The sequence below is a fragment of the Georgenia sp. Z1344 genome (genome assembly GCF_057652375.1).
The window spans coordinates 1,171,494-1,184,674 of the sequence record NZ_CM172728.1; the positions used below are offsets into that span (position 1 = coordinate 1,171,494).

The 13,181-nt window shown below is 73.5% G+C and carries 14 protein-coding genes and 1 tRNA gene; 9 read left to right on the plus strand and 6 right to left on the minus strand.

Annotation, left to right across the window (positions count from 1 at the left end):
- Positions 1 to 3: 3 nt before the first annotated feature.
- Positions 4 to 606 (minus strand): aminoacyl-tRNA hydrolase, encoded by a 603-nt coding sequence (gene pth, locus AC24FB_RS05195; RefSeq protein WP_425714759.1) that lies wholly within the window; start codon positions 604 to 606, stop codon positions 4 to 6.
- 91 nt (positions 607 to 697) lie between these two features.
- Entirely contained in the window at positions 698 to 1,354 is a 657-nt protein-coding gene (locus AC24FB_RS05200) for a 50S ribosomal protein L25/general stress protein Ctc (protein WP_425714758.1), read from the minus strand.
- Positions 1,355 to 1,579: 225 nt separating this feature from the next.
- On the opposite strand from AC24FB_RS05200, the gene AC24FB_RS05205 reads away from it, so the two are divergent.
- Positions 1,580 to 2,311, plus strand: coding sequence for a dienelactone hydrolase family protein (locus AC24FB_RS05205; RefSeq protein ID WP_425714757.1), 732 nt, complete (start codon positions 1,580 to 1,582; stop codon positions 2,309 to 2,311).
- A 23-nt stretch (positions 2,312 to 2,334) separates the two neighbouring features.
- Here AC24FB_RS05205 and AC24FB_RS05210 read toward each other — a convergent pair whose 3' ends face one another.
- From AC24FB_RS05210 to AC24FB_RS05220, 3 genes are all read right to left on the minus strand, one after another.
- On the minus strand, positions 2,335 to 3,309 hold the full coding sequence (locus AC24FB_RS05210; protein ID WP_425714756.1) for a ribose-phosphate diphosphokinase: 975 nt from the start codon (positions 3,307 to 3,309) through the stop codon (positions 2,335 to 2,337).
- On the minus strand, positions 3,306 to 4,868 hold the full coding sequence (gene glmU / locus AC24FB_RS05215) for a bifunctional UDP-N-acetylglucosamine diphosphorylase/glucosamine-1-phosphate N-acetyltransferase GlmU (protein WP_425714755.1): 1,563 nt from the start codon (positions 4,866 to 4,868) through the stop codon (positions 3,306 to 3,308). Before glmU ends, AC24FB_RS05210 begins: the two co-directional genes overlap by 4 nt.
- A gap of 77 nt (positions 4,869 to 4,945) precedes the next feature.
- Positions 4,946 to 5,017: transfer RNA gene (locus AC24FB_RS05220), tRNA-Gln, on the minus strand.
- Positions 5,018 to 5,103: 86 nt separating this feature from the next.
- Here AC24FB_RS05220 and AC24FB_RS05225 point away from each other — a divergent pair.
- From AC24FB_RS05225 to AC24FB_RS05245, 5 genes are all read left to right on the plus strand, one after another.
- On the plus strand, positions 5,104 to 5,748 hold the full coding sequence (locus AC24FB_RS05225) for a TetR/AcrR family transcriptional regulator (protein WP_487561143.1): 645 nt from the start codon (positions 5,104 to 5,106) through the stop codon (positions 5,746 to 5,748).
- 188 nt (positions 5,749 to 5,936) lie between these two features.
- The gene (locus tag AC24FB_RS05230) at positions 5,937 to 6,947 is read left to right on the plus strand and encodes an ABC transporter ATP-binding protein (protein ID WP_425709356.1); all 1,011 of its coding nucleotides are present in this window, start codon (positions 5,937 to 5,939) and stop codon (positions 6,945 to 6,947) included.
- On the plus strand, positions 6,944 to 8,146 hold the full coding sequence (locus AC24FB_RS05235) for an ABC transporter permease (RefSeq protein ID WP_425714754.1): 1,203 nt from the start codon (positions 6,944 to 6,946) through the stop codon (positions 8,144 to 8,146). Before AC24FB_RS05230 ends, AC24FB_RS05235 begins: the two co-directional genes overlap by 4 nt.
- A 277-nt stretch (positions 8,147 to 8,423) precedes the next feature.
- A complete protein-coding gene (locus AC24FB_RS05240; RefSeq protein ID WP_425714752.1) occupies positions 8,424 to 8,942 on the plus strand; it encodes a MarR family winged helix-turn-helix transcriptional regulator in 519 nt (172 codons plus the stop codon).
- Positions 8,943 to 9,182: 240 nt separating this feature from the next.
- Positions 9,183 to 10,253, plus strand: coding sequence for a tartrate dehydrogenase (locus tag AC24FB_RS05245; protein ID WP_425714751.1), 1,071 nt, complete (start codon positions 9,183 to 9,185; stop codon positions 10,251 to 10,253).
- Between the two features lie 89 nt (positions 10,254 to 10,342).
- Here AC24FB_RS05245 and AC24FB_RS05250 read toward each other — a convergent pair whose 3' ends face one another.
- Positions 10,343 to 11,233 (minus strand): alpha/beta fold hydrolase, encoded by an 891-nt coding sequence (locus tag AC24FB_RS05250; protein ID WP_463652681.1) that lies wholly within the window; start codon positions 11,231 to 11,233, stop codon positions 10,343 to 10,345.
- Between the two features lie 136 nt (positions 11,234 to 11,369).
- Here AC24FB_RS05250 and AC24FB_RS05255 point away from each other — a divergent pair, with 136 nt between their 5' ends.
- The 3 genes from AC24FB_RS05255 to AC24FB_RS05265 are packed head-to-tail and all read left to right on the plus strand — an operon-like array spanning position 11,370 to position 13,000.
- Entirely contained in the window at positions 11,370 to 12,281 is a 912-nt protein-coding gene (locus tag AC24FB_RS05255; RefSeq protein ID WP_425714749.1) for a LysR substrate-binding domain-containing protein, read from the plus strand.
- A gap of 30 nt (positions 12,282 to 12,311) precedes the next feature.
- Complete coding sequence (locus AC24FB_RS05260; RefSeq protein WP_425714748.1) at positions 12,312 to 12,752, plus strand: hypothetical protein; 441 nt, start codon at positions 12,312 to 12,314, stop codon at positions 12,750 to 12,752.
- Positions 12,749 to 13,000, plus strand: coding sequence for a hypothetical protein (locus AC24FB_RS05265; protein WP_425714747.1), 252 nt, complete (start codon positions 12,749 to 12,751; stop codon positions 12,998 to 13,000). The genes AC24FB_RS05260 and AC24FB_RS05265 overlap by 4 nt, the downstream gene beginning before the upstream one ends.
- The last annotated feature ends 181 nt before the right edge of the window (positions 13,001 to 13,181 follow it).

The window sequence follows — 13,181 nt, forward strand, 5'->3', positions numbered from 1 at the left end:
CGGTCAGTCGGCCGTGTGCAGCCGCATCTGGGTGCGCTGCAGCCCCTCGGTGACGACGTCGGCCACCGTGTCGGCCGCGATCTCGAGCGTGACGCCGAGCTCGGTGCGCTCGGCGGCGGAGAAGTTCTGCAGGACGTAGTCGGCGGGGTCCATCCGGCCCGGCGGACGGCCGATGCCGACCCGCAGCCGCGCGTAGTCCTTGGTGCCGAGGGACCGGGTGATCGAGCGCAGCCCGTTGTGGCCGCCCTCGCCGCCGCCGATCTTCAGGCGCAGCGTGTCCGGGGCGAGGTCGAGCTCGTCGTGCACCACGAGGACCCGGCCCGGCTCGATCGAGTAGAACTGCGCGAGCGCAGCCACCGGCGGGCCGGAGAGGTTCATGTACGAGCCGGGGCGGGCGAGGATCACCCGAGGGCCGGGGACTCCGCCCGGACCGGTGCCGAGCCGCACGTCCGCGACGCTCGCGCGGGACTTGTGGGTGGTCAGCTCGGCGCCGCCCCGCTGCGCGAGGAGCTCGACGATCATCTGGCCCACGTTGTGCCGGTTGCCCGCGTAGCGCGGACCCGGGTTGCCGAGCCCGACGACGAGCCACAGGTCGCTGTCAGCCACGGGCGTTCACTCCTTGCGCGCGGGCGACGACGGCGAGGCCGCCCGCAGGGGTCGGTCCGCCCCGGCCCGCAGTGGGCCGGGGCGGGAAGGATCAGGCGTCGTCGTCGGAGGACTCGTCGTCGGAGGAGGACTCGTCCGAGGACTCGGCGGCCTCGCCCTCGGTCTCCTCGTCCTCGCCGCCCGGGGTCTCGAGGTCCTCCTCGGAGATGCGCGGGACCGTGACGAGGACGACCGAGGTCTCCGGGTCGGTGACGTACTCGGAGCCGGGGAGCGCCGGCAGGTCGGCGACGCGGACGACGGAGCCCTCCTCGAGGCCCTCGATGTCGACCTCGACGTACTCGGGGATCGCGGTCGCGTCGGCCGTGACCGTGACGGTCTGGCTCTCGACGGTGTGGATCGTGCCGGGGGCGGACTCGCCGACGGTGTGGACGGTGATGTCGACCTCGACCTTCTCGCCCTTGCGGACGAGGAGGAGGTCGACGTGCTCGATGGTGCGCTTGACGGCGTCGACCTGGACGTCCTTGGTCAGCGCGAGCTGCTCCGTGCCCTCGATGTCGAGCGTGAGGAGCGCGTTGGCGTTGCCGCGCAGCGCGAGGAAGGTCTCGTGGGCCGGCAGCGAGAGGTGCTGCGGGTCGGTGCCGTGGCCGTACAGGACGACGGGGATGCGGCCCTCGCGGCGGGTGCGGCGGGCAGCGCCCTTGCCGAACTCGGTGCGGACGTTCGCGGTGATGACGGTCTTGTCAGCCATGGGTGCTCCACTGGGTTCGTGACGGATCGGGGCGGCGGGCCTCGGCGCGGGACGGCGGACGGACGCGCTGGGCTCCGCCGCGTCGAATCACGGACGACCGGACCTGTGGCCCGGATGCGGGCACCTGCCCGTCCGTCGTCCCTCGCCGAGGCAACCCGGAGAGTCTAGCGGCTCCGTCCCTGCGCGACAGGGCCCGATCCTGCGGCCTGCGGCACACTGACGTCCATGGCGAGCGAACGCGTGACCGTGACCACCGATGCCGGGCCCATGCCCGCGGACCTCGTCCGCCCGACGACGACGAACGCGGACGGCGAGGGTGCCGGACCGCGCGGCGCGGGTGCGGGCCTCGTCGTCGTGCAGGAGATCTTCGGGGTGACCGGGTACGTGCTCGACCGCGCCGCCGACCTCGCGGCCCTCGGGTACACCGTGCTCGTCCCCCACCTGTTCTGGCGCACCGGCGACGAGGTGGTCGAGGGCGGGGACGAGGCGGCGCTCGGGCGCGCGATGGGGATCGCCGGCGCCACCGACTGGGAGGGGGCGGTGGCGGACACCCGGGCCGCGCTCGCCCACCTGCGCTCGGAGGTCGGCGGTCCGGCGGGGCTCCTCGGGTTCTGCTGGGGCGGCGGGGTCGCGTTCGACGCGGCATCGAGGGAGGGCGAGGGTGTGGCCGCCCTCGTCGCGTACTACGGCTCGGCGCTGCCGACCCTGCTCGACCGGGCTCCCGGCGTCACCGCTCCGTCCCTGCACCACTGGGGCACGGACGACGCGTTCATCCCCGCGGACCAGGTGGACCGGATCGAGGAGGCCGTGGCGCGCGACGGCGTCCGGCTCGTGCGGCACCCCGGCGCCGGGCACGCGTTCGACAACCCGCTGCCCGGGTTCCACCACGCGGAGGCGTCGGCGGCGGCGTGGGCGGGGACGACCGCGTGGCTGGCCGAGGAGCTGCCGGCGGGCTGATCGGTACCCGGCCCGGACAGTCCCTAGGAGCGGCCCTCGAACAGGGAGGTGACCGACCCGTCGTCGAAGACCTCGCGGATCGCGCGCGCGAGCAGCGGGGCGATCGGCAGGACCGTCAGCTGCGGGAAGTGCTTGGTGATCGGCAGGGTGTCGGTGACGACGATCTCGCGGGCGCCGCAGTCGGACAGCCGCTGCGTGGCCGGGTCGGAGAGCACGCCGTGGGTCGCCGCGACGATGACGTCCTTGGCCCCCTGCGCCTTGAGGACCTTGACGGCCTCGGCGATAGTGCCCCCGGTGTCGATGAGGTCGTCGACGAGCACGCAGGTGCGGCCCTCGATGTCACCGACCACGCGGTTGGCCACGGCCTGGTTGGGCCGGGTGATGTCGCGGGTCTTGTGGACGAACGCCAGCGGGACGCCGCCGAACTTCGCGGCCCACTGCTCGGCCACGCGGATGCGCCCGGCGTCGGGCGAGACCACGGCGACGTTCTCGAGGTCCACGCGCCCGCGGACGTAGTCCACGAGGATCGGCATGGCGAACAGGTGGTCGACCGGGCCGTCGAAGAAGCCCTGCGTCTGCGAGGCGTGCAGGTCGACGCTCATCAGGCGGTCGGCGCCGGCGGTCTTGAACAGGTCCGCCACGAGGCGCGCGGAGATCGGCTCGCGGCCCCGGTGCTTCTTGTCCTGGCGCGCGTAGGGGTAGAACGGCGCGACCACCGTGATGCGCTTGGCCGAGGCGCGCTTGAGCGTGTCGACCATGATCAGCTGCTCCATGAGCCACTGGTTGATCGGCGTGGTGTGGGACTGCAGGACGAACGCGTCCGTGCCGCGCACCGACTCGTCGAACCGGACGTAGATCTCGCCGTTGGCGAAGTCGTACGCGGTCGTCGGCAGCGGGTCGATCCCGAGCTCGCGGGCGACGTGGTCGGCGAGCTCCGGGTGCGCGCGGCCCCCGACGAACACGAGTCGCTTCTCGCCGCTGGCGTGGATGCCGGTCATCGGGTGCTCCCTTCACCGGGCGCCGCGGCGCCGTCGCTGTCCCGGCCCACGTCCGTGGTCGGGTCCTCCTCCGCGGCCGGCTCCGGGTCGGAGGCCGACGACGACGAGCTGCCGCCGGCACCTGCCCCCGAGCCGTTCGCGGCCGACGCCGCCTCCGCGGCCGCCGTGCCCGGCCGCTTCCTCTCGACCCAGCCCTCGACCACCTTCTGGCCGAAGTCGTTGAGCGCCAGCGCGCCCGCCGGGACGTCGTGGCGGACGATCGTGCCGGCGCCGGTGTACGCGCCGTCGCCGACCTGCACGGGCGCGACGAACATGTTGTCCGCCCCGGTCCGGGCGTGTGCGCCGATCGTCGACCGGTGCTTGTGGACGCCGTCGTAGTTGACGAACACCGACGCGGCGCCGATGTTCGTGCCCTCGCCGATGTCGGCGTCGCCCACGTAGCTGAGGTGCGGGACCTTGGCGCCGCGCCCGAGCGTGGAGTTCTTCAGCTCGACGAACGTGCCGACCTTGGCCTCGTCGCCGACCACGGTGCCGGGGCGCAGGTAGGCGAACGGGCCGACGCTCGCGCCGGCGCGGACCACGGCGAGCTCGGCGTGCGTGCGGACGACCTTCGCGCCCGGACCGACCTCGCAGTCGGTGAGCGTGGTCTCCGGACCGACGGTCGCGCCCTCGGCCACGACCGTCGTGCCGTGGAGCTGGGTGCCGGGCAGGATCGTCACGTCACGGGCGAGCTCGACGTCGACGTCGATCCACGTGGTGCCCGGGTCGACGATCGTCACGCCGGCACGCATCCACCGCGCGAGGAGCCGGTCGTTGAGGCGGGCGGCGGTCGCGGCGAGCTGGACGCGGTCGTTGATGCCCTCGACCGTCGACGGGTCGTCGACCTTGAGGGCCCGCACCGGCAGGCCCTTGCCGTGGGCGGCGGCGACGACGTCGGTGAGGTAGACCTCGCCCTGGTCGTTGTCCGAGCCGAGGCCGGCGAGCGCCTCCCGCAGGACGGCCGCCTCGAAGACGTAGGTCGAGGTGTTGATCTCGGTGATCGCCCGCTGCGCATCGGTCGCGTCCCGTTCCTCGACGACGCCGACCACCTGCTCGCCGTCGCGCAGGATCCGGCCGTAGCCGAACGGGTCGGGGACCTCGGCGGTGAGCACCGTGACCGCGTTGCCCGAGCCCGCGTGGGCCTCGAGGAGGGCGGCGAGCGTGTCGCCGTCGAGCAGGGGGGTGTCCCCCGCCATGACGAGGAGCGAGCCGTCGGCGGCCGCGGCGGCATCGAGGGCGTCCAGCGCGCACTGGACGGCGCGGCCGGTGCCGGGGATCTCGTCCTGGTCGACGAGCAGCGCGGCGGGGTCGGACTCGGTGACGAAGGCGGCGACGCGCTCACGCTCGTGGCGCACGACGACGGCGAGACGCTCCGGGTCGACCTGGCGGGCGGCCGTGAGCGCGTGGCCCAGCAGCGTGCGACCGCCGACGGCGTGGAGCACCTTCGGGGTGGCCGAGCGCATCCTGGTCCCCGCCCCGGCGGCGAGCACGACGACAGCAGCCGGACGGGTCTGGGTCACGCGGGTTCTCCTCGGGTGCGACTCTCCTGGGCGTCGGCGCGGCCTGGGCGCGCGACCCGGCCACTGTACCGCCGGGGCTCCGCCCCCAGGACTCGAACCCGGACCTCAAGGCACCAAAGGCCTGCGTGCTGCCGTTACACCAGGGCGGACCGCCGCCGGCCGCCGACGCGGGCGGTCGAGGCGCTGACCCATCCTGCCAAAGCCTGACCGTCCCGCGGACCGGGCGCCAGGCACAATGGCGGGCGTGGCGAGCGAGACGAGACGGCAGCGCACCCGGATGACGGCCGGGCAGCGGCGCGAGCAGCTCGTCGCCGTGGCCCGCACCCTGTTCGCCGAGAAGGGGTTCGACAGCACGTCGGTCGAGGAGATCGCGCAGCGCGCGAAGGTCTCGCGCCCGGTCGTCTACGAGCACTTCGGAGGCAAGGAGGGCATCTACGCGGTCGTCGTCGACCGGGAGGTCCAGCTGCTCGAGGGCGTGCTCATCGGCTCGATCCGTGTCGGCGGGCACCCCCGCACGATCGTCGAGCGCACCACCCTCGCGCTGCTCGACTACATCGAGGAGCACACCGACGGGTTCCGCATCCTCGTCCGCGACTCCCCCGTCGCCCAGGCCACCGGCACGTTCTCCTCCCTCATCGGGGACGTCGCCACGCACGTCGAGCATCTGCTCGCCGCCCAGTTCAAGGCGCGGGGCTTCGACACGAAAGCGGCGCCGCTGTACGCGCAGATGCTCGTCGGGCTCATCGCCCTGACCGGTCAGTGGTGGCTCGACAACCGCACGCCGGGCAAGCAGGACGTCGCCGCGCACGTGGTCAACCTCGCCTGGCACGGTCTCGAGGGGCTGCGCCGGGAGCCCCGGATCCACGCCACCGGCGACTGACACCGCCGGTGACTGACCGCCGGTCACCGGCGTGGCCACGGACCCCCGCGAGCGCGGACGAGCCTCACGGACGATTCATGACGGACGTCAGGCGGTCGCTCACGTCACAGCCCGTACGGTTGGCCCCGCACACAGCCGGCAGGGAGAGGCACCCCTCGACGTCGGCCAGAGCGGACGAAGGGGGACACGTGGGTGATCTCGAGCTCAACGGGCTCAGCAAGGCGTACGGCAACGTCCGGGCGCTGACCGACCTGTCGTTCACCGTGCGGGCCGGAGAGATCTTCGGCTTCGTCGGGTCGAACGGCGCGGGCAAGACCACCGCCATGCGGATCATCCTCGGCGTCCTCGCCGCGGACTCCGGCGAGGTCCGGCACGACGGCAGCGTCCTCGACCTCGACGCCCGGCGTCGTGTCGGTTACATGCCGGAGGAGCGCGGCCTCTACCCGAAGATGAAGGTCGGCGAGCAGCTCGTCTTCCTCGCCCGGCTGCACGGCATGTCGAAGCAGGAGGCGACCTCCGCGATGGAGAGGTGGACCGAGCGCCTCGGCGTGGCCCACCGGCGGGGCGACGACGTCGAGAAGCTCTCCCTGGGCAACCAGCAGCGCGTGCAGCTCGCCGCCGCCCTGGTCCACGAGCCCGAGGTGCTGGTCCTCGACGAGCCGTTCTCCGGCCTCGACCCCGTCGCGGTCGACGTGATGAGCGACGTCCTCAAGGAGCGCGCCGCCGCGGGCGTCCCCGTCATCTTCTCCTCGCACCAGCTCGACCTCGTCGAGCGCCTGTGCCACCGGGTCGGGATCATCGCCGCGGGCAAGATGGTCGCGCTCGGCACGATCGACGAGCTCCGCACGGTGGGCCAGCCGGTCTGGCGGGTCGTCGTCGACGCCGAGGGTCTGGACCTCGCCCCGATCGCCGGCTCGGTCCCCGGCGCCGTCGCCGAGAACATCGAGGTGGGGGCCGGCAAGTCCGCCGCGCAGGTCATGCTCCCCGAGGGATCGGCCGGCGCCGAGCAGGCACTGATCACCGAGGCGCTGCGCCACGGCCCCGTGGTCGAGTTCGGTCCGGTGCGCCCCGCGCTCGCCGACCTCTTCCGCGACGTCGTCTCCGACAGCTCCGCCGCGGAGAAGGACGGCAGCGCCGGGCGCGACGGGCACGAGGACGCAGGCTCGGGCAGGAAGAAGACGAAGGAGGCGCGTCGATGAGCGCGGTCGGTCTGGTCATCAAGCGGGAGCTCCGCACGCGGCTGCTCGCCAAGTCGTCGATCATCTCGATGATCGTCATGCTCGTCGTCATCCTCGCCGCGGGCGTCGGCTACAAGATCTGGGACTCGAGCCAGGGCGAGGACACGGGCACGGTCGTGGCCGTCGAGGAGTCCGCCGCGTCGCTGGTGCCCTACCTGCAGACGACGTCGAGCACGCAGGACGTGCCCCTCGACATCCAGGAGACCGCCGACGGCACCTTCGCCGAGGAGCTCGAGCGGGACGAGGACCCTGCCGAGATCGTCGTCTCGCGCGACGGCGACGCGCTGACCGTCCACGCCCGCACCGATCCCGACCAGCAGCTCCTCGGGACCATCGCCGGCGCGGCGCAGACCGAGGCGCTGAGCACCCAGATCACCGAGCTCGGCGGGGACCCCGCCGAGGTGCAAGGTGCGATCGCCTCGAGCACCCCGCAGGTGGAGATCCTCGAGGGCGCGGCCACCGGCTTCAACAGTCCCGACTTCGACGGGCAGGCCTACGCCGCAGGGATCGCGACGATCTCCCTCATGCTCTTCGCCATCCTCACGGCGGGCGCCACGGTGGCGACCGGCGTCGTCGAGGAGAAGACCTCCCGCGTGGTGGAGGTCCTCCTGGCGACGATCAAGCCCACCCAGCTGCTCACCGGCAAGGTGCTCGGCATCGGCCTGTACACGCTCGTCTACATGGTGGTGATCGTGGGCGGCATGATCGGCGCCCTGGCGATCGCCGGGCTCCTGCCGTCGCTGAGCATCCCGATCGGCACCGTGACGGTGTGGGCGTTCGTGTGGTTCCTCGTCGGGTTCGGCATCTGGACCGTGGTCTTCGGCGGCTTCGCCGCGCTGGTCTCGCGCCAGGAGGAGATCGGCTCCGTGACGACCCCGCTGATGTTCGCCCAGTTCGTCCCGTTCTACGTGGCCATGTACCTGGTCCCGAACCAGCCGGACTCGCTGCTCACGCAGATCCTCGGCTACATCCCGTTCCTCTCGCCGTTCATCATGCCGATGCGCCAGGGCTTCGGCGCCAGCACGGTCGAGGCGCTGATCGCCGTGGCGATCGCCGCGGCGACGATCCCGTTCCTCATCTGGATCGCCGGCCGCGTCTACCGTCGCGGCATCCTGCACACCGGTGGGCGTCTCAAGCTGAGCGAGGCCCTCAAGGGCTGACACCCCTCACGACGACGACGGCGGGGCGGCGGGCGCGGGAGCGCCTGTCCCCCGCCGTCGTCGTGCGCGTCCCCACCCCGTTCGTCGAGATTGCGGTTCGTCGTCGTCGAGATTGCGGTTGGGGCCCCAACCGCACTCTCGATGAACGGGTGCGCGCCCCCATCTGGTCGAGAGTGCGGTCCAGGGTGACGGTCCATCGAGCCTGCGGTTCGTCGTCGTCCGTGCGGACCGTCCGCTCATTCGCCGGAGGTGTCTCGACGTCGAGTAATCTCGATCCATGGCGGAACGAGGCACGGACGAGGTCGACCGCATCGTCGCGGCCTGGCGTCGCGAGCGCCCCGACCTCGACGTCGCGCCGCTCGAGGTCTTCTCCCGCGTCACCCGCCTCGCCCGGCACCTCGACCTCGCCCGGCGACGCGCGCTCGCCGGCCCCGCCCTCGAGATCTGGCAGTTCGACGTGCTCTCCGCCCTGCGCCGTGCCGGTGCCCCGTACCAGCTCACCCCGACCCGGCTCGTGGCCGAGACGCTCGTGTCCTCGGGGACGATGACCCACCGGATCGACAAGATGGTGGCCGCCGGGCTCGTCGAGCGCACCCAGGACGCGGCGGACAAGCGGGTGGTGCGCGTCCGGCTGACCGACGAGGGGCTCGAGCGCGTCGACCGCACGATGACCGCCCTCCTCGCCGCCGAGCGGGAGCTGCTCGCCGGGATCTCGCCGGACGAGGCGGCCGAGCTGGCCGACCAGCTGCGGTCGCTCACCGCCCAGTTCGAGCCGGACCCGCCCTCGGGCCGCTGACGCCCGTGCGGGGGGAGACCCCCACCCTCGACGCACGCACGGACGCCTGGCGCCGCCCGCGGGGACATCCCGACGCTTGCCCGGACCGCCGCCGCTCAGTTCCCCCGGCGCCCAGCGTTGCGCCCCACGCAAACGACTCTTGCCCGGCCCGCCCGCGCGCGGGCGACGCGCCGCCCCTAGCGTGGACCCCCACGGCGTCGTGGCACCCGGCCCCGCCGGAGCTGCCCCGTGGAGGAGAGCATGAGCACCTACCGGATCGCCGTCATCGCCGGCGACGGCATCGGCACCGAGGTCGTCCCCGAGGGCGTCAAGGTCCTCGAGGCGGCCGCGGAGCGCTTCGGCCTCTCGCTCGAGCTCGAGCACTTCGACTTCGCCAGCGCCGCGTACTACCAGGAGCACGGCCAGATGCTCCCGGACGACTGGTTCGCCACGCTCAAGGGTTTCGACGCGATCTTCTTCGGCGCCGTCGGCTGGCCCGAGGTCGTGCCGGACCACGTCTCGCTGTGGGGCTCGCTGCTGCAGTTCCGCCGGCACTTCGACCTGTACGTGTCGCTGCGCCCCGTCAAGCTCCTCAAGGGCATCCCCTCGCCGCTCGCGGGCCGCGCCCCCGGCGACGTCGACTATCTCGTGGTCCGGGAGAACACCGAGGGCGAGTACTCCTCGATCGGCGGGAAGATGTTCGAGGGCACGGACCGCGAGACGGTGGTCCAGGAGACCGTGATGACCCGCACCGGCATCGACCGGATCCTGCGCTACGCGTTCGAGCTCGCACAGCAGCGGAAGAAGCACCTCACGTCGGCCACCAAGTCGAACGGCATCTCGATCACCATGCCCTACTGGGACGAGCGGGTCGTCGAGATGTCGGCCGCCTACCCGGACGTCGACGTCGACAAGTTCCACATCGACATCCTCACCGCCCAGGCGGTCCTCCACCCGGACTGGTTCGACGTCATCGTCGCGTCGAACCTGTTCGGCGACATCCTCTCCGACCTCGGGCCCGCCACCACCGGGACGATCGGCATCGCGCCCAGCGCCAACATCAACCCCGAGCGCACCTTCCCCTCGCTCTTCGAGCCGGTCCACGGGTCGGCCCCGGACATCGCGGGCAAGGGCATCGCCAACCCGATCGGCCAGATCTGGTGCGCCGCGATGATGCTCGACCACCTCGGCGAGACCGAGGCGGGCGCGGCGGTCGTCGACGCGTTCGAGAGCGTCATCGCCGAGGCGAGCACGCTCACCCCGGACCTCGGCGGGACGGCCACGACGGCGGAGCTCGGCTCCGCGATCGCCGCTCGCGTCGCGCAGGGCTGACGAGGGCGGCGCCCGGGCGGCCCGTTCGTCCCGGGCGCCCGCGGCATCGCGGCGCCGCGATGCCGCGGGCGCTCCCGGCGCCGCCCCACTCAGGCCCCGAGGAACTCCCGGATCTCGCGCACGATCTCGTCCGGCGCCTCCTCCGGGAGGTAGTGGCCGCAGTCGACGGCGTGCCCGGACACCTCGTCGGCGATCCGTCCCCACAGGGCCAGCGGGTCGAACAGCCGCTCGATGACGCCGTGCCGCGCCCAGAGCACCCGCAGCGGCACCTCGATCCGCCGGCCGGCCGCCCGGTCGGCCCGGTCGTGCTCGAGGTCGATGCCGTTCGCGGCGCGGTAGTCGTGGGCCGCGCCGGCCGCGCGCTCGGCGCCGTCGAACCCGGCCACGTACTCGTCCAGCACCTCGGGAGGGAACGGGGCGAGCCCCGCGTGCCGCGCACCCATCACGCCCTCGACGTAGCCGCGCGGGTTCGCCCCGGCGAGCGCCTCGGGCATCGGCGCGGGCTGGATGAGGAAGAACCAGTGCCAGTAGGCGCTCGCGAACGCGCGGTCGGTCGCCTCGTACATGTCGAGCGTCGGGGCGACGTCGAGGAGCATCGCGGCGCTCACCCGGTCCGGATGGTCCCCGGCGAGACGCGCCGCCACCCGGGCCCCGCGGTCGTGGCCGACCACCGCGAACCGCTCGTGCCCGAGAGCCGCCATGAGCTCCACGGCGTCGCGCGCCATCGTGCGCTTGCTGTAGGCGGCGTGGTCGGGTCCCGGGGCGGGCCGGCCGGAGCGGCCGTAACCCCGCAGGTCGGGGAGCACGACGTCGAACTGCCGGGCCAGCTGCGGCGCCACGCGGTGCCACATGACGTGCGTCTCCGGGTGGCCGTGGAGCAGGAGCAGGGGTGGCCGGCCGGTGCTCGGCCCGAGACGGCCGCGGACCCGGACACCGTCGAGCTCGACGTCGAGAGGCTGGAAGTCGGGGAACACGTGCACGCTCCTTCGTCGTCGGGCCGTCGAGGTGTCCCTCTCCCCCGACAGGTGGTCCCACACCGAGGCTAGACTTGCCGCCCGCGGCACGGGAGGGCGCTCGCGACACATGCGGCTTGCGCCCCGAGCAAGGGAGCGACGCATGCCCTCGGAGATCGACGACCTCGAGCTCGTCCAGGTCGTCGCCGCGGCCGGGACCCTCACCGGGGCCGCCCGGCACTGGGGGATGTCGATCTCCGCCGTCAGCCGCAGGCTGCGCGCGCTCGAGCAGCGCCTCGGCACCACGCTCGCCCACCGCCGCGCGCGGGGGCTCGAGCTCACCCCCGAGGGCCGCCGGTACGCCGAGCGCGCCGCCGAGCTCCTCCAGGAGGTCCGCGACCTCGAGGACTCGCTGCGCCCGGGCCCGGACCGGATCGCGGGGCCGCTCCGCGTCGTCAGCACGGTGGGGCTCGGCCGCAGCCACGTCGCCCCGCTCCTGCGCGAGCTGCAGGCCGAGCACCCCGGCCTCGACGTCCGCCTCGAGCTCTCGAGCCTGCCGCTGGGCGCCTCGCTGCCGGGCTTCGACCTGGCGGTGCGCGTGGGCCGCGTCCCCGACTCCACGCTCGAGCTCCACCTGCTGCTGCCCAACCGGCGCATCGTCGTCGCCTCCCCCGCCTACCTCGAGCGGCACGGCACACCGAGGACCGTCGAGGACCTCGCGCACCACGAGTGCCTGGTGGTCCTCGAGGACGAGGGGTCCTCCACGTGGGAGCTGGAGGTCGGCGGCGCGCCGGTCGCCGTGCCCGTGGACGGCCACCTCACCTGCACGGACGGGACCGCCGTCACGCAGTGGTGCCTCGACGGAGCAGGGCTCGCGATGCGGTCGACGTGGGACGTCGGCCGGCACGTGCGCAGCGGGGCGCTCGTCCAGGTCCTCGCCGACGTCCCCACCCCGGACGCCCACGTGGTCGCCCTGCACGACGGCGGCGGGCGCGCCCCGGCCCGCGTCCACGCCGCGGTCGAGCACCTCCGCGCGGGACTCGCCCGCCGGTGCGACCCGGCGGCGGTACCCTGACGGACGAGCACCGAGGCAGGAGAGGCACCCGTGAGCACCCGCACCGAGCACGACGCGCGCACGGTCGCGCCCGGGACCCGCTCGCCCGCCTTCCCCACCGACTCCCGCGAGACCGCGGCGGACCGCTTCATGCGCCGCCTGCTGCGGGTCCGGCGCACCAACCGCAGTCTCGACGCGGGGGCGCACCGGCGGCTGCGGCTCTCGCTCGTCGTCTCGGCGGTGCGCTGCCTCGTCACCTACGTCCTCATCCCGGTGCTCGTCCCGCTGCTCAGCATCGCCGGCGTCCTCGCCGCGCCGGTCGGCATCGCCCTGTGCGCGGTGGCGGTCGTCAGCGGCATCTCGGCGCTCCGGCGGTTCTGGGCCACCGACCACAAGGGCCGCTGGATGTACACGGGCTTCATCGCCGTCGTGTTCGTCGTCCTCGCGGTCGGCCTCGTCGCCGACGTCTCGCACCTGGCGGGTGCCGCATGAGCGCCGGTCAGGACCCGCGCCGCACCCGCGAGGAGGTCGGGCACGGAGGCGCGGTCGACGACCCGACCGCGGACGAGCTCCTCGACCAGAGTTCCGACCTCGACGACGCCACCGAGGCTCCCGAGGACGCGACCGAGGAGGACCCCGACGAGGTCCCCGAGGTCAACGCCTGGCTGACCGTCGTCATGTTCGGCTTCTTCGTCGTCGCGACGGTCGCCTGCTACATCTGGCTCGACGGCTGGCACTGAGCCGGGCCCGCGGGCGCTGATCCGGGCGCCCGGCGCGCGGCCCGTGCACCCGGCCACGTGCTCCGCGCGCACCCACCACCCGGCGACCACCCGGACGCACGTGCCCGGTACTCGACCGCCTCCCGGATCGGCCCGCGGGCGCCCGAACACCGTTGTCCGGCGCCCGGGGCAGTCCTAGCGT